General features: G+C 60.0%; 11 protein-coding genes. 6 read left to right on the top strand and 5 right to left on the bottom strand.

What is annotated here, in order from left to right; all coding sequences use genetic code 11:
* Nucleotides 1-179: 179 nt before the first annotated feature.
* The 4 genes from GIV26_RS21440 to yaaA all read right to left on the bottom strand — a co-directional run bounded on the left by GIV26_RS21440 (nucleotide 180) and on the right by yaaA (nucleotide 5922).
* Nucleotides 180-1346: an alginate biosynthesis protein Alg44 gene (locus GIV26_RS21440; RefSeq protein WP_034128707.1), complete on the bottom strand. Its 1167-nt coding sequence runs from the start codon at nucleotides 1344-1346 to the stop codon at nucleotides 180-182.
* Between the two features lie 37 nt (nucleotides 1347-1383).
* A complete protein-coding gene (alg8, locus tag GIV26_RS21435; protein WP_161794312.1) occupies nucleotides 1384-2865 on the bottom strand; it encodes a mannuronan synthase in 1482 nt (493 codons plus the stop codon).
* Nucleotides 2866-2946: 81 nt separating this feature from the next.
* On the bottom strand, nucleotides 2947-4263 hold the full coding sequence (locus GIV26_RS21430; RefSeq protein WP_054898938.1) for a nucleotide sugar dehydrogenase: 1317 nt from the start codon (nucleotides 4261-4263) through the stop codon (nucleotides 2947-2949).
* Nucleotides 4264-5142: 879 nt separating this feature from the next.
* Entirely contained in the window at nucleotides 5143-5922 is a 780-nt protein-coding gene (gene yaaA / locus GIV26_RS21425) for a peroxide stress protein YaaA (protein WP_032903347.1), read from the bottom strand.
* Nucleotides 5923-6163: 241 nt separating this feature from the next.
* On the opposite strand from yaaA, the gene GIV26_RS21415 reads away from it, so the two are divergent.
* The 6 genes from GIV26_RS21415 (at nucleotide 6164) to moaE (ending at nucleotide 14381) form a co-directional block, all read left to right on the top strand.
* Nucleotides 6164-7288 (top strand): polysaccharide deacetylase family protein, encoded by a 1125-nt coding sequence (locus GIV26_RS21415; protein WP_236282101.1) that lies wholly within the window; start codon nucleotides 6164-6166, stop codon nucleotides 7286-7288.
* 329 nt (nucleotides 7289-7617) lie between these two features.
* Entirely contained in the window at nucleotides 7618-9012 is a 1395-nt protein-coding gene (locus GIV26_RS21410; protein ID WP_005785025.1) for a PhoH family protein, read from the top strand.
* Between the two features lie 294 nt (nucleotides 9013-9306).
* Nucleotides 9307-13035, top strand: a complete 3729-nt coding sequence (locus GIV26_RS21405) for an autotransporter domain-containing protein (RefSeq protein ID WP_236282099.1) — start codon at nucleotides 9307-9309, stop codon at nucleotides 13033-13035.
* A gap of 181 nt (nucleotides 13036-13216) precedes the next feature.
* A complete protein-coding gene (gene moaC / locus GIV26_RS21400) occupies nucleotides 13217-13690 on the top strand; it encodes a cyclic pyranopterin monophosphate synthase MoaC (protein ID WP_034128701.1) in 474 nt (157 codons plus the stop codon).
* Nucleotides 13687-13929, top strand: coding sequence for a molybdopterin converting factor subunit 1 (gene moaD, locus GIV26_RS21395; protein WP_032903342.1), 243 nt, complete (start codon nucleotides 13687-13689; stop codon nucleotides 13927-13929). The genes moaC and moaD overlap by 4 nt, the downstream gene beginning before the upstream one ends.
* A 2-nt stretch (nucleotides 13930-13931) precedes the next feature.
* Nucleotides 13932-14381 carry a molybdopterin synthase catalytic subunit MoaE gene (gene moaE, locus GIV26_RS21390; RefSeq protein ID WP_125969552.1) on the top strand — a complete coding sequence of 150 codons (450 nt, stop codon included), beginning with the start codon at nucleotides 13932-13934 and terminating at the stop codon, nucleotides 14379-14381.
* 143 nt (nucleotides 14382-14524) lie between these two features.
* Here moaE and rhlB read toward each other — a convergent pair whose 3' ends face one another.
* Complete coding sequence (rhlB, locus tag GIV26_RS21385; protein ID WP_236282097.1) at nucleotides 14525-15991, bottom strand: ATP-dependent RNA helicase RhlB; 1467 nt, start codon at nucleotides 15989-15991, stop codon at nucleotides 14525-14527.
* Nucleotides 15992-15999: the final 8 nt, after the last annotated feature.

Raw genomic sequence — 15999 nt, 5'->3', positions numbered from 1 at the left:
CGACCCGGTGAGCGCGCTGCTGTGGGGGAGGGGCAGTATGCACGCGGGGGAGGCGCCGGCCCACCCAAGGCAGCGGCAGATGTGCATGGTGGCGAGGGAGCAAGCTCCCTCGCCACAGCAAGCCCGCTCCCACAGGGATTGTGGTGTTTTTGAGAGAGTCATCACAGGCATGTCCTCGCTTACAGACCGTGAGCCATGGCTTTGTCGATCAGCCAGTTCAGCGATGGGCCACGGTCGCTGGTGACTTCCACCGGGCGGCCGGCGTAGGTGCTGTCCAGCGGTGCATCAGGCTTGATCTGCACGCGGATGTCGGAGGACAGGTCGGCGCTGTTCAGGCTGGTGCTGCTGACGATGGTGCCGGTGCGAACCTGTTCTTCATCGGCGACCTGAAAGCTCACCGGCGTACCTGGGCGTACATCGCCAAACTGGCGGTAGGTGAAGCGGGCTTCAACATTAGCCTGGCTGCCACGTGGCACCAGTTGGAAGATCACATCGCCCTTGCTGGCGTACTGGCCGTCGGCGACCAGTTGCTGGGCCACCACGCAATCGCACGGCGAAGTCAGGGTGCCGGTCATTTGCTTGCCGAACAGTTCTTCGACCTTGGCCGGTTGCAACTGGTCTTCGTCCAGGTGGCCCTTGAGCACGTCGAGCATGCTGGTGCTGAATGTCGCCAGCGGCGCGCCCTTGGCTGCTACCGAATCACCCTTGAGCAGGCTTTGCACGGTGCCGTCACGGGGCATGGTCACGTTCATGCCCGGTACGCTGACGAGGCCTGCCTGGGCGTGGCTGACGAAGTACATGCCGTAGAGCGACTTGACCACAAAGCCGAAGGCCGCCAGGCCCACCAAAAAGATCGCCAGGCTGAATGTCACGGCGCGCAGGCGACCGAACGCAGTCATGCCGCTGCCGCCGTCCTTGACCTTGCGTGCCTTGGTGAAGTTGTCGCGTTGCAGGGTCGCGAGTACGTCGCCCATGGTCACGATGTCACCGGACAGGTGCGAGGTGATCAGGTGGCGCAGGGTGGAAATATCCTGGGCATCGAGGTTCTGGAACTGGCAACCGGTGCGGCCGGTCTGGCGGTCGTAGGAGCGAATCTGCAGCTCCACGTCCATGGCCAGGCCGAGGTTGTCGATCACGAACTGCAGGCGGCCCTTGTGCACTTGGCCGATGGTGAGCGGCTGGGTAGCGGTGAAAGCCAGGCCGCCGGCGGACAGGTCGATAACCTTTGCTTCGGTCGGCGTGCGGTCGCTGTTGAAGAAGCGCAGCTTGGCCGGGATTTTCACCCGGGCGTGTTGGCGCTGGGCTTCGGATTCGTGGACAACGTTGGCGTTTACTTGGCTATTCATCGGGTGTAATTCCTAGGTTAATTCAGGCTTGGCAGGGTCAGACCATCATCAGCAACACGGCAACGAAGATGCTGCCGGCGGAGAAGGTCATGGTCCGAGACGACCAGGTGTTGAACCAACGTTGAAAGCTGGCCAAATCGCGGGTCAGTTTGGTGTCCTGGCGGGTCCAGGACTGTTGATCAAGGCGGAAGAACACGTAGATCTTCACCAACGCGCCCATGATCTGGTTGTAATAGAGAATCAGCGGGTAGGCCGGGCCGATCTTGTGGCCGGAGCACGACAGCAGCAGGGTGAGGATCAGGCGGGTAATGCCGATCCATAGCAGGTAGGCGAGGATGAACGCGCCGCCGTACTTGAAGGTGGCGATCATGGCCACGGTCAGGCCGAGCAGGGAGGTCCACATCGATACGCGCTGGTCGAACAGCACCACGCTGGTGAACAGGCCGAGGCGACGCACGCCCAGGCCCAAGGCACGGGAGTTCTGGCGCAGGTTGTTGCCGTACCAGCGGAACATCAGCTTGCGGCTGGCCTTGATAAAGCTCTTTTCCGGCGGGTGTTCCACGGTGTTGATGGCGGCGTCCGGCACGTAGAAGGTGTCGTAGCCCAGGCGCATCAGGCTGAACCAGCTGGACTTGTCATCCCCGGTGAGGAACTTGAAACGGCCCAGGCGCCAGTGTTGCAGCGAGTCGCTTTCCACGTCGGCGATAAAGCCCGGGTCAGTCACTACGCTGGCGCGGAACACCGACATGCGCCCGGTCATGGTCAGCACGCGCTTGGACAGGGCCATGGAGCACATGTTGATGTGGCGTTGGGCGAAGCGCAGTTTGTGCCATTCGCTCATGATGTAGCCGCCGCGCACTTCGCAGAATTCGTTGGTGGTCAGGCCACCGACATTGCCGAACAGCTGGAACCACGGCACGGTCTTGCGCACTACGCCTTCGGCCAGCACGGTGTCGCCATCGATCACGGCAACCACGGCGCGGTCGTCCGGCAGGTGACGCGAGATGGCGCGAAAACCGAAGGCCAGGCCGTCACGCTTGCCGGTACCAGCGATGCGCACGAAGTCGAGCTTGACGTGAGCCGGCGGGTTCATCTTTTCCCAGAGGCTTTTCACCAGCAGCTCATCGGACATTTCCACCAGCGAGCACACCACGGTGGTGGGGAAGCCGCAGTCGATGGCTTCGCGAATCACCGAGCTGTAGACCTGGGCGGTGGTCAGCGCATCGATACGAAAACTGGTGACCATCAGGAACACATGGGACGGGTCGGCGGCCTTGCCCAGCTTGCGCACTTTGCGGCGCAGGTGCGGGTACACCACGTACAGGAACAGCATGCCGCGAAAGAAATGCGTCGCGCCCATCGAGTAGCGCCAGATACCCACGGCACCAATCAGGAAAATAAAATTCTTCGATTGCGAATCGAAGGTGCTCGCCGGCAACAGCAGGGCGAGCCCCATCAGCAGGCTGAGAAAGAACAGCCAGCCGGCCGATTGCAGAAATACATGTTTTAACTTGGACATAAACGTCATCCGCAAGGTGAGGAGGCTTCAGGCTGCAAGCGCTGGGGTAAGCCACTTGCAGCCTGAAACTTGCCGTTGCTGTTACCAGCAAATACCTTCGGTACGGCCGCTCACGCTGGTGGCCTTGGACATGAAGCCCACCAGGTCGACCACTTGCTTGCCGTGCGGGGCTTCGTGCGCCAGGGCGCGGAACTTCTCGTCACGGTTACCGAGGATGATCACGTCGGAGTTGTTGATCACTTCGTCGAAGTCCGAGTTGAGCAGGGACGACACGTGAGGGATCTTGCCTTCGATGTAGTCCTTGTTCGCGCCGTGCATACGGGCGTACTCGACGTTGCTGTCGTAGATGCTCAGGTCGTAGCCCTTGCCGATCAGCATTTCCGCCAGTTCTACCAATGGGCTTTCACGCAGGTCATCGGTACCGGCCTTGAAGCTCAGGCCCAGCAGGGCGACTTTGCGCTTGTCGTGGCTGGAGACGATGTCGAAGGCGTTCTGCACTTGGGATTCGTTGCTGCGCATCAGCGAGTTGAGCAACGGTGCTTCCACGTCCAGGGAGCCGGCGCGGTAGGTCAGGGCACGCACGTCTTTTGGCAGGCACGAACCGCCGAAAGCGAAGCCTGGGCGCATGTAGTACTGGGACAGGTTGAGGGTCTTGTCCTGGCAGACCACTTCCATCACTTCACGACCGTCAACGCCGACGGCCTTGGCGATGTTGCCGATCTCGTTGGCGAAGGTGACTTTGGTGGCGTGCCATACGTTGCAGGTGTACTTGATCATTTCGGCAACGGCGATGTCCTTGCGGATGATCGGCGCGTCGAGTTCTTCGTACAGCGACTGCAGGACGTCGCCGGAGGCTTTGTCGAACTCGCCGATAACGGTCATCGGTGGCAGGTCGTAGTCGGCGATGGCGGTGGATTCACGCAGGAATTCCGGGTTGACCGCAACGCCGAAGTCGACGCCGGCTTTCTTGCCGGAGCAGTCTTCGAGGATCGGGATCACCACGTTGGCCACGGTGCCTGGCAGTACGGTGCTGCGCACCACGATGGTGTGGCGGGTGGTCTTGTCACGCAGCACAAAACCTATCTCACGGCATACCGATTCGATGTAGTTGAGCTCCAGGTCGCCGTTTTTCTTGCTCGGCGTACCGACGCAAATCATCGACAGGTCGGTGTCGCGGATGGCTTCGGCGAAATTGGTGGTGCCGCGCAGTCGACCGGTTGCGATGCCTTGGCTCAACAGTTCGCCCAGACCCGGTTCAACGATGGGGGATTTACCCGCATTGATCAGGTCGATCTTGTCCTTGGAGATGTCTACGCCGACCACTTCATGGCCACGGGCAGACAGGCAACCGGCACACACGGCGCCAACGTAACCCAAACCAAATATGCTGATGCGCATCGCAATTACCTCTATGTTTAAATCATGCCATTAGATGGCCGGAGTTCATGTTTGCAAGCGTCACTGATGCCGCGAAAGTTAGGCGAATAGACGCCGACTTACCGCGTGCAGGCATGTTAAATAGCGAGTGACTAACTATTGCACTCAAGTTGTGCGCAACGTGGCCTTATTATTGGGGCTTGCCCTGAAATGCAGCCGGTTTTCCGTGGCGGAAGGGTCCGGCGCCAGTGCCGCAGAGCTTTGATACAGGCAATAAGCCTTTTGATATCAAAGCCTTGGGTGTTAACACTGGCTCATTTAGGTCAGCGCTGCCTTGGCCTTTAGGGGGTTGGCAATGAGTCCTTATCGCCGCCCTCAACTCAATCAGTTGATGATATGACCCTCGAGCCAAAGTGCTTTATGACAACTTGGCTACTTCCATTGGTCGGTATGTAAGTCATCTCTTACGTAAACAGAGAATTTCGTTACCGGTGGTATGAGCGGTGCTTCAAGACGAAGTTCCGGGCCGCTCATCCCCTTTCCGGAAATTTTTTGAAATATTAGAAAAGATGGCACTAGTACTATATTGATAGCACTTGCTATTTAGGCCAGTAGTTATGGGGAGTTGGTGCGAGAGGATAGTTTTGTGCCACTACCGTTAAAAAAAAGTGGTGCCACTACGAAAAAAACCGACGAGTGTCGAGTGAAGAAATTGTTAGAGATGTGTCTTGATATTTTTTGACGCCAAATAAATGACGATTGATGGGGTGAAATGCAGGCAAAAAATGTGGGAGCTGGCTTGCCTGCGATAGCGGTGTATCAGCGACATGTGAGTCGGCTGGCCCTCCGCTATCGCAGGCAAGCCAGCTCCCACAGTTGATGTTGGTGGCTGTACAGGCCTTATTCCGGTGCGTGATCGCGCAAAAACACTAGGTTATCCGGCTTGGATTGCTCCGCATTGAAGCGATAACCCTGCACATCGAACTGCTTGAGCCTGGCCGGATCGTTGATGCGTTCTTCAATCACAAAACGGCTCATCATGCCCCGGGCCTTCTTCGCGTAGAAGCTGATGATCTTGTACTGGCCGTTCTTCAGGTCCTTGAACTCGGTGTTGATGATCCGCGCGTTCAGGGCTGTGCGCTTGACCGCCGAGAAGTACTCATTGGAGGCCAGGTTGAGCAGCACGTCGTCGCCTTGTTCGGCCAGGGCTTCATTCAACCATTCGCTGATGCGTGTGCCCCAGAACGCGTAAAGGTCCTTGCCGCGGGCGTTGGCCAGCTTGGTGCCCATCTCCAGGCGATACGGCATCATCAGGTCCAGCGGACGCAGCAGGCCGTACAGGCCCGAGAGCATACGCAGATGGTCCTGGGCATAGCTGAAATCGGCATCGCTGAAGGTTTCGGCATTCAGGCCGGTATACACATCGCCCTTGAACGCCAGCAGCGCCTGCTTGGCGTTGGCCGGAGTGAAGGCCGGTGTCCAACTGCCGAAGCGCGCGGCGTTGAGGCCACCGATCTTGTCGGAGACGTGCATCAGCTCACTGATTTGCGCCGGGCTCAGTTCGCGCAGTTGCTCGATCAGTTCCTGGGAGTGGTCCAGGTACTGCGGCTGGGTGAAGCGCGCAGTGACCGGCTTGGACTCGAAGTCGAGGGTTTTGGCGGGGGAAATCACCATCAGCATGAAGTTGGCTCCTGGAATCGTGGGGGGATTCTAGGGGGTTGGAGCGTTCGACTCCACCTATCAAGCCGATAGGCCCCGGTTTTTGTAGGAGCGAGCTTGCTCGCGAAAGTCGTCAACGAGAATGCTGGCAGACTGAATAGACGCGGTGCCCGGACGTTTTTCGCGAGCGAGCTCGCTCCTACACAAAAAGGGCGGACCAGTCCGCTATGATGGGCGGTAACTCTGTAGAGGGAGACCTCGTGTGCGATTAGCGCTTTTATTGTCCGCTTGCCTGCTGTGCCTGAATGCCCAGGCCGCGCCGGTGGATGTCGCCAGCCTGGACCGTAGTACCTGGCCGGAAAAACTCGCCAGCCCGGCGCTGTTCGATGTGGCTTCGCGTGCGGAGATCCTGATGTTCGCCCACGGCCTGCTCGCCAGCGAAGCCCTGGACGACGCGGCGCTCAAGCAACGCCTGGGGCTGAAGATCATCAACCTGGCCGCCATCGGCGACCTGCGTCGCCAGCTCTGGAAACGGCTGTTGGAGAACTACACATTCGCCCAGCAGAGCTGCGAAGAAGACGCCTCGTTCTGCTACCTGGTGGAAAACATGGACGACCTGCGTGAGCAGGCCGGCAAGTTCGAGGTCAGTGACAACTCTTTCTATATAGGCTGGGCTGCCCCCAGCCGGCACTTTCACGCACGCTATCTGGACGAATTGTTGCGCAAGGCCGCGCTGTTTCCGCAGATCAGCAGTGAAGTGGCGCGCTTTGGCGATCATGAGCGCAACGGTGATGAACTCAATGACCGGATGTTTTTACTGACCTTCGACGGTGGCCCTGCACCTGTCAGCGGCAATACCGACGGGCTCACCGATTACCTGCGCAAGCAAAAGATGAACGCGACGTTCTTTGTCCTTGGCAGCAGCTTGCAAACCCGCGTGGAGCGCAGTTCCGCCGCCGATGTGCAGGCGCTGTACCAAGGGCAGTGCGTGGGGCTTCAGGGCTGGCAGTACCGCTCCCACAGCCATTGGGTCGACTGGCAAAGCTCCATCACCCGCAGCGCCGGGCTGGTACAGAATCTGCTGCCGGAAAACTATGTGCCGCTGTTCCGTCCGCCCTATGGGCAGCGCCGCGCGGACAGCCAGGGATTCTTCCAGCAACAGGGTTTGCAAGTGGCGTTATGGGACATCGATTCCCAGGACGAGCCGGGCAAGCTCAAGGCCGATGAGTCGGCGCAACGGGTGCTGACGTTGATGCTGCTATGGCGCAAAGGCGTGATCGTGTTTCACGACACCCAGGACAAGGCGCGGGTGGCATTGCCGATGGTATTGCAGGCAACGGCGCAGAGTGGCTTGGGTTGGCAGGAGTGTCGCGAGGCATTTCGATGAAGTGCCCGGCTTTGCTGGGGATGGGGCGATTTGCTGCGACATTTCGATGCAGGCGGACTTCCGACTTTAACGGGGTACATGGCACTCGGCTAGTGCTATTCGTCATCCTGAAAAATAAACTTCAAAAAAGCGTCAAAGTACTTTTTCCTGTCATGGGTTTTGCGGTATTACGAAGTCAGACCGCCGAAACCTGCAGCACAGGTGGCGTCTTCCAAGACTCCTACTGTGGGCACTGCACTTGACCTTGTTCAAGGTGCAATCGGTGGTCGAATCGAGGCGCAGCACCGCCCAGGTATTGCGTCGAATGGCTCCCACAAAGGTGACCGAGTATGGATGATCATGGACGTAACCCTTCTTCCGACCAGCCAATCCTTTATGTGCTTGATACCAACGTATTGATCCACGATCCAAACGCACTGCTGAACTTCGAAGAACACCACGTCGCCATCCCGATGATCGTGCTTGAGGAGCTCGACAAACTCAAAAGCGGCCACCACAGCGTTGCCGCCGAATGCCGCCAGGCCATCCGCCTGATCGACAAGACCCTGGGTGAAGCTTCGCCCGAGGACGTCGAGGTCGGCGTGCCCATCCAGCGTGGCAAGAGCGGGCCCAAGGGCTTGCTGTCGATCCTGATGAGCAAGCGCAGCGAGCCCAACAGCCTGCTGCCGGAAAACCTGAACGACAACAAAATCATCAACCAATTGATCGACCTGCACGCCCGCGACAAGGACCTGCGCGTGGTGCTGGTGACCAAAGACATCAATATGCGCCTCAAGGCACGAGCGTGTGGGATCGCTGCCGAGGACTACAGCACCGACCAACTGGTCGACGACGTGTCGATGCTCTCGCGTGGTTATCACATGATGACCGGCTCGTTCTGGGACCGTGTCAGCAAGGTCGAAACCCGTCAGGACCACGGCCGCACCTGGCACCAGGTACAGCTGATCGACAACCTGCCGGCCGTGCATATCAATGAGTTCATTGTCGATGAACAGGGCTTCGTGGGCTGGATCAAAGAGATCCAGGTCGACAAGCTGCTGATTCTCGACCTGCATCAGGAACCCCTGTTGCACCAGGAAGCCTGGGGCCTGAAACCGCGTGATATCTACCAGAGCCTGGCGCTGTATGCGCTACTCGATCCGGACATTCACCTGGTCAACCTGACGGGCGCCGCAGGTTCGGGGAAAACCATCCTCGCCCTGGCCGCCGCCATCGAACAGACCATGGTGACCAAACGCTATCGCCGCATCATCGCCACCCGCAGCGTGCAGGGCCTGGACCAGGAAATCGGTTTCCTGCCCGGTACCGAGGCGGAAAAAATGGAGCCGTGGCTGGGGGCGATTACCGACAACCTCGAAGCCTTGCACATGGATGACGAAAACACCCATGGCAGCGTCGACTACATCCTCAGCAAAGTGCCGTTGCAGTTCAAATCACTCAACTACATCCGGGGCCGCAGCTTCCAGCAAAGCCTGATTCTGATCGATGAGTGCCAGAACTTAACCCCGCACCAGATGAAAACCATCATCACCCGTGCCGGCGCCGGTTCCAAAGTGGTGTGCCTGGGCAACCTGGCGCAGATCGACACCCCTTACCTGTCCGCGACCAGCTCCGGGCTGACTTACCTGACGGAACGCTTCAAGGACTTCCCGAACGGCGTGCACATTGCGCTGCAAGGCGTGCCACGTTCGATCCTGGCTGAATACGCCGAGTCCCACCTGTAACTACGCTGAAACCGCTGCGAAAAACCCCGGATTTTTCACGAGATCCGGGGTTTTTGTTCTGTGCGACATTTGCCTGCGTTAACGCGTCCTGGGTGCCCGTGGCCTCTGTAATTGTTTTGTTACATTTTTTCTGCGGTAAAAACAATAAGAACACTGCTTGACGCCGTCGGAACACCACCTCCTTGAGTCGACGAACGTTTAGAAAACCTGTCCAGGGTTTTCACCGTGACCCTGCCTATTACAAAGCCCGATACACCGCTCATTGATGACGCACATATCCAAAGGGAAAGGAAAATGGACGTAGCAGGTAATCGCTTCACTGTGGCACAACGCAATCGCACCCCTCGTTTCAAGACCATACCCCTTACACCCATAGCACTCGGCCTGGCCTTATGGCTGGGCCACGGCTCCATGGCCAATGCAGACGACAATCCTTACACCTCGCAGGTATTGGAATCGGCGTTCAGGAAAGCCGTCGCCTCATTCGGCCCTGATACCGCTGTGTACAAAAACCTCAGGTTTGCCTACGCGGATATCGTCGATCTCGCGGCCAAGGATTTCGCTGCCCAGTCCGGCAAGTTCGATTCGGCCCTCAAGCAAAACTACGAGCTGCAACCCGAAAACTTGACCATCGGCGCCATGCTCGGCGACACCCGGCGGCCACTGGACTACGCTTCGCGCCTGGATTATTACCGCAGCCAGCTGTTCAACAACAGCGGCCGTTACACCACCAATATCCTCGACTTCTCCAAGGCCATTATCGCCAACTTGCCGGCCGCCAAGCCTTACACCTACGTAGAGCCGGGCGTGAGCAGCAACCTGAGCGGGCAATTGAACGCTGGTCTTTCCTGGGCGGGCGTAACCCGTGACTGGAGTGCCAACGCGCAAACCTGGAAGACGCCGGAGGCCCAGGTCAACTCCGGCCTGGACCGCACCAACGCGTATTACGCCTATGCCTTGGGCATCACCGGCAAGGGGGTCAATGTTGGCGTGCTGGACTCAGGCATCCTCACCGAACACTCCGAGTTCCAGGGCAAGAACGCCCAGGGCCAGGACCGAGTGCAGGCGGTGACATCTACCGGCGAGTACTACGCCACCCATCCGCGCTACCGCCTTGAAGTGCCCACCGGCGAGTTCAAGCAGGGTGAGCCTTTCAGTATTCCAGGGGAATACGACTCGGCGTTCAACGACGGGCATGGCACGGAAATGTCCGGGGTGCTGGCCGCCAGCCGCAACGGCACCGGTATGCACGGCATTGCCTTCGACGCCAATCTGTTTATCGCCAACACCGGCGGCAGCGACAACGACCGCTACCTAGGCTCCAACGACCTCGACTACAACGCGTTCATGGCCAGCTACAACGCCCTGGCCGCGAAGAACGTGGCGATTGTCAACCAGAGCTGGGGGCAGAGCTCGCGCGATGATGTGGAGAACCACTTCGGTAACGTCGGCGACAGCGCCGCGCAAAACCTGCGTGACATGACCGCCGCCTATCGCCCGTTCTGGGACAAGGCTCATACAGGGCACAAAACCTGGATGGACGCCATGGCCGACGCGGCCCGTCAGAACACCTTTATCCAGATCATCTCGGCGGGCAACGACAGCCACGGTGCCAACCCGTACACCAACGCGAACCTGCCGTTTTTCAAACCGGATATCGAAGGCAAGTTCCTTTCGATCACGGGCTATGACGAGACCAGCGCCCAGGTCTATAACCGCTGCGGTACGTCCAAGTGGTGGTGCGTGATGGGCGTGTCGGGCATTCCGTCTGCCGGCCCCGAGGGCGAAATCATCCCGAATGCCAACGGCACCTCGGCCGCCGCGCCGAGCGTTTCCGGGGCCCTGGCGTTGGTGATGCAACGCTTCCCCTATATGACGCCCAGCCAGGCGCGGGACGTGTTGCTGACCACCTCCAGCCTGCAGGCGCCGGATGGACCGGACACGCCGGTTGGCGAGCTGACCGGAGGCCGCACCTACGACAACCTGCAACCGGTGCACGATGCCGCGCCGGGTGTCCCACAAGTACCAGGTGTGGTCAGTGGCTGGGGCTTGCCCAACCTGCAAAAAGCCATGCAAGGGCCGGGGCAGTTCCTCGGTGCGGTGGCAGTGGCGTTGCCCAGCGGTACCCGCGATATCTGGGCCAACCCGATTTCCGATGAAGCCATTCGCGCCCGCCGCGTAGAAGACGCTGCCGAGCAGGCGACCTGGGCCGCCACCAAGCAGCAAAAAGGCTGGCTCAATGGCCTGCCCGCCAATGCCTCGGCCGACGATCAGTTTGAATACGACATCGGTCATGCCCGGGAGCAGGCAACACTCACCCGCGGCCAGGACGTGCTCACCGGCAGCACCTACGTCGGTAGCCTGGTCAAGTCCGGGGATGGCGAGTTGGTGCTGGAAGGCCAGAACAGCTATTCGGGCAGTACCTGGGTACGCGGAGGCAAATTGTCGGTGGACGGTGCGTTGATCTCGGCCATGACGGTGGATGGCAGTGCCGTGGGTACGCGTAATGCCGATAACGGCGTGATGACCACACTGGGCGGCACCCTGGCCGGCAACGGCACGGTGGGCGCCTTGACCGTCAACAATGGTGGGCGAGTGGCCCCGGGGCATTCGATTGGCACACTGCGCACCGGCGACGTCACATTCAACCCGGGTTCGGTGTATGCCGTCGAAGTCGGGGCCGATGGCCGCAGCGACCAGTTGCAGAGCAGCGGCGCGGCGACCCTCAATGGCGGTGTGGTGAGCGTGTCCCTGGAGAACAGCCCCAATCTGTTGACCGCCACCGAGGCGCGCAGCTTGCTGGGCCAGCAGTTCACTATCCTCAGCGCCAGCCAAGGCATCCAGGGGCAGTTTGCAGCGTTCGCCCCCAACTACCTGTTCATTGGCACTGCGCTCAACTATCAACCGAATCAGTTGACCCTGGCGATAGCTCGCAACCAGACCACCTTCGCCAGTGTCGCGCAAACCCGCAACGAGCGTGCGGTGGCGACGGTGGCCGAGACATTGGGCACTGGCAGCCCGGTCTACGAAAGCCTGCTGTCATCGGATTCCGCCGCCCAGGCGCGGGAGGGCTTCAAGCAACTTTCAGGGCAATTGCATTCGGACGTGGCCGCAGCGCAAATGGCCGACAGCCGCTACCTGCGTGAAGCGGTCAACGCTCGCCTGCAACAGGCGCAGGCACTGGATTCCAACGCGCAGATCGACAGCCGTGACAACGGCGGCTGGGTACAGCTACTCGGTGGACGCAACAACGTCAGTGGTGACAACAACGCCAGCGGTTACTCCTCGTCCACCAGCGGCGTACTGCTGGGCCTGGACACCGAGGTGAACGACGGCTGGCGCGTGGGCGCAGCCACCGGTTATACCCAAAGCCACCTCAACGGCCAGTCGGCGTCGGCGGACAGCGACAACTATCACCTGTCGGTCTATGGTGGCAAACGCTTCGAGGCGATTGCCCTGCGCCTGGGCGGTGCCAGCACCTGGCACCGCCTGGACACTTCGCGACGGGTGGCCTATGCCAATCAGTCGGACCATGCCAAGGCCGACTACAACGCACGCACCGACCAGGTGTTTGCCGAGATCGGTTACACCCAATGGACCCTGCTTGAACCCTTCGCCAACCTCACGTACCTGAACTATCAAAGCGACTTGTTCAAGGAAAAAGGCGGTGCCGCTGCCTTGCATGCCAGCCAGCAAAGCCAGGACGCGACACTCTCCACCCTGGGCGTGCGTGGCCATACCCAGCTGCCGCTCACGTCCACCTCGGCGGTGACCCTGCGCGGTGAGCTGGGTTGGGAGCACCAGTTTGGTGATACCGATCGTGAAGCTTCTCTTAAGTTTGCCGGCAGTGACACGGCCTTCGCCGTCAACAGCGTGCCTGTGGCCAGGGATGGCGCGGTGATCAAGGCCAGTGCGCAAATGGCGTTGACCAAGGACACCCTGGTGTCGTTGAACTACAGCGGCTTGCTCTCCAACCGGGGCAACAACAACGGGATCAATGCCGGGTTTAGCTTCCGGTTCTAACCTTGAATGTAGGAGCGAGCTTGCTCGCGAAAAACGTCAACGATAACGCGTGCACCCTGGGTAAACGCGGCGCCTGAGAGTTTTTCGCGAGCAAGCTCGCTCCTACAGGATGGGATAAACAGCCCTGCGCAAATTTTGACCCACAGGTTTACAATCGCTGCTCCTGATCAGGAGTATCCCTGTGCTGACTCATCTCGATTCCCAAGGTCGCGCCCATATGGTCGACGTCACCGAAAAAGCCGTGACGTTCCGTGAGGCGGTGGCCGAAGCGCGGGTGCGCATGTTGCCCGCCACTCTGCAAATGATTGTTGATGGCGCCCACCCCAAGGGCGACGTGTTTGCCGTGGCCCGCATTGCCGGGATTCAGGCGGCGAAAAAAACCAGCGACTTGATCCCCTTATGCCATCCGTTGATGCTGACCGGCGTCAAGGTGGAGCTGCGCGCCGACGGCGTAGACGCTGTGCATATCCTCGCGCGCTGCAAGCTCTCCGGCCAGACCGGCGTTGAGATGGAAGCCCTGACCGCCGCCAGCGTCGCGGCACTGACGATCTACGACATGTGCAAGGCGGTGGATCGCGGCATGACCATTGAGAGTATTCGCCTGCTGGAAAAACTGGGCGGTAAGAGCGGGCATTTCAAGGCGGATGAACAATGAGTATCAACGTACTGTTTTTTGCGCGCTACGCCGAAGCGGTGGGTTTCGACTCGCTGGAGATGGAAGGTGAGTTTGCCAGTGTTGATGCCGTGCGCCTCGCGCTGGCTGCTGACCCGGAATTCGCCGTGCTCAACGAAGCGAGCCTGATGTGTGCGCGCAACGAGGAGTTGTGCAGCCTGGACGAGCCGGTGCAAGCCGGCGATGAAGTCGCTTTCTTCCCACCCGTGACCGGAGGCTGACCATGGCCATTCGTGTGCAGGTCGAAGCCTTTGATCCAGGTGCTGAAGTCAACGCCATGCACGCGGCCAACGTGGGCGTGGGCGCGGTGGTGAGCTTTGTCGGCTATGTACGCGACTTCAATGACGGGCGCGACGTGTCAGGGATGTTCCTGGAACACTACCCCGGCATGACCGAAAAGGCCCTGGGCAAGATCGCTGTGGAAGCCGAGCAGCGTTGGCCGTTGCTCAAGCTGGAGGTGCTGCACCGTATCGGCGCGCTGGAGCCGGGCGAGCCGATTGTGTTTGTCGGCGCGGCCAGTGCGCATCGGCAGGCAGCGTTTGATGCCTGTGCATTTGTGATGGATTACTTGAAGACGCGGGCGCCGTTCTGGAAGAAGGAGAACACCAGTGAGGGCCCGCGTTGGGTAGAAGGGCGCAGCAGTGACCACGCCGCAGCGGATCGCTGGAAGTAGCCAGCCAGACGCTGAAACCCATGTGGGAGCTGGCTTGCCTGCAATAGCATCACCTCGGCGTGACTGAAAAACCGAGGTGTCTGCATCGCAGGCAAGCCAGCTCCCACACAAGCCCGCTTCCACATTTTTTACCGCATTTCAGCTCAAGGGCGTTTGCGTTCTACAGCGCGCAACAAATGCGTCGGCGGCGTCTCACAGCTGATCTTGCGCCCCAGCAACGCCTCGATGGACGGCAACTGGTACGAGTCATCCTCGCCCGCAAAGCTGATCGACACACCCGCAGCCCCAGCACGCCCGGTACGGCCGATGCGGTGCACGTAGTCGTCCGGTACTTCCGGCAGGGTGAAGTTGATCACGTGGCTGATGCCGTCGATGTGAATACCGCGACCGGCTACATCGGTAGCCACCAGCACGCGGATCTTGCCTTCACGGAAGCCTTCCAGGGTCTTGATGCGCTTGTGCTGCGGCACATCACCCGACAGTTGCGCAGCGTTGACGCCGTCGCGCACCAGGCGTTCTTCGATGCGGCGCACTTCGTCCTTGCGGTTGGCGAAGACCATCACGCGCTCCCAACCGTTGTCGTTGACCAGGTTGTAGAGCAGCTTGTACTTGTCGGCACCGGCGACGGCGTAGATATGCTGCTCGACGTTTTCGCTGGCAACGTTGAGTGCTTCGATCTCGACGATGGATGGGTCGGTGGTCCACTGCTTGGCGAGGTTCATCACGTCTTCGGTGAAGGTCGCGGAGAACAGCAGGGTCTGGCGCTCGGTTTTCGGCGGCGTCTGACGAATGATCTGGCGTACTTGCGGGATAAAGCCCATGTCGAGCATGCGGTCGGCTTCGTCCAGCACCATCACTTCGACCATGTCCAGGTGCACGTCGCCACGCTGATTGAAGTCGAGCAGGCGGCCCGGGGTGGCGACGAGGATGTCGCAATGACGGGCTTCAAGGTGCTTGAGCTGCTTGTCGAAGTCCATGCCGCCCACAAACGTCATGACGTTGAGGCCGGTGTACTTGGTCAGGTCGGCGGCGTCCTTGGCGATCTGCACCACCAGCTCCCGGGTCGGGGCGATGATCAGCGCGCGCGGTTCACCCATGTAGCGTTCCTTGGGCGGCGGCGTTTGCAACAGCTGGGTGATGATCGAGATCAGGAACGCGGCGGTCTTGCCGGTGCCGGTCTGGGCACGGCCGATGGCGTCTTTGCCCGCGAGGGTGAAGCCCAGCACTTGTGCCTGGATGGGCGTGCAGTACGGGAAACCCAGGTCCTGGATGGCGTGCATCAGTTCCGGGGCCAGTTTGAAATCGTGGAAGCGGGTCTTGCCTTCCTGGGGTTCGACGACGAAGTCTTCGAGTTTCCAGGGGGTCACGGGCGGTTTGGGCGCACGTTCGCGACGGGGCTTGACCACAGGCGTCGGGGTGGGTGCGGCAGGCTTTACCTGTTCAGGCGGCGTCACCGTGGTTTTGTTCGGTGAGGCGGCGGACGCGTTCCGGCCGGGCTGTTGACCGTCATTGCGGTTGCCGGGCTTGGGGGCAGGAGCACTGGGAACAGGCGCGAGCGGCTCAGCCTCGCTTTTGCCGAACATCTTCTTGAGTGCTTTGAGCACGGTCATCTCATTAA

It is taken from the genome of Pseudomonas sp. PA-1-3F (assembly GCF_021609665.1).
GTDB lineage: Bacteria > Pseudomonadota > Gammaproteobacteria > Pseudomonadales > Pseudomonadaceae > Aquipseudomonas > Aquipseudomonas paracarnis.
The sequence above is the reverse complement of the archived record's forward strand: the minus strand, read 5'-3'. Positions and strand labels throughout refer to the sequence as shown.

Coding starts and splice junctions, on each gene's coding strand:
- GIV26_RS21440 (WP_034128707.1), bottom strand. CDS start 1,346: ATGAATAGCCAAGTAAACGCCAACGTTGTCCACGAATCCGAAGCCCAG.
- alg8 (WP_161794312.1), bottom strand. CDS start 2,865: ATGTCCAAGTTAAAACATGTATTTCTGCAATCGGCCGGCTGGCTGTTC.
- GIV26_RS21430 (WP_054898938.1), bottom strand. CDS start 4,263: ATGCGCATCAGCATATTTGGTTTGGGTTACGTTGGCGCCGTGTGTGCC.
- yaaA (WP_032903347.1), bottom strand. CDS start 5,922: ATGCTGATGGTGATTTCCCCCGCCAAAACCCTCGACTTCGAGTCCAAG.
- GIV26_RS21410 (WP_005785025.1), top strand. CDS start 7,618: ATGGATGATCATGGACGTAACCCTTCTTCCGACCAGCCAATCCTTTAT.
- GIV26_RS21405 (WP_236282099.1), top strand. CDS start 9,307: ATGGACGTAGCAGGTAATCGCTTCACTGTGGCACAACGCAATCGCACC.
- moaD (WP_032903342.1), top strand. CDS start 13,687: ATGAGTATCAACGTACTGTTTTTTGCGCGCTACGCCGAAGCGGTGGGT.
- moaE (WP_125969552.1), top strand. CDS start 13,932: ATGGCCATTCGTGTGCAGGTCGAAGCCTTTGATCCAGGTGCTGAAGTC.
- rhlB (WP_236282097.1), bottom strand. CDS start 15,991: ATGACCGTGCTCAAAGCACTCAAGAAGATGTTCGGCAAAAGCGAGGCT.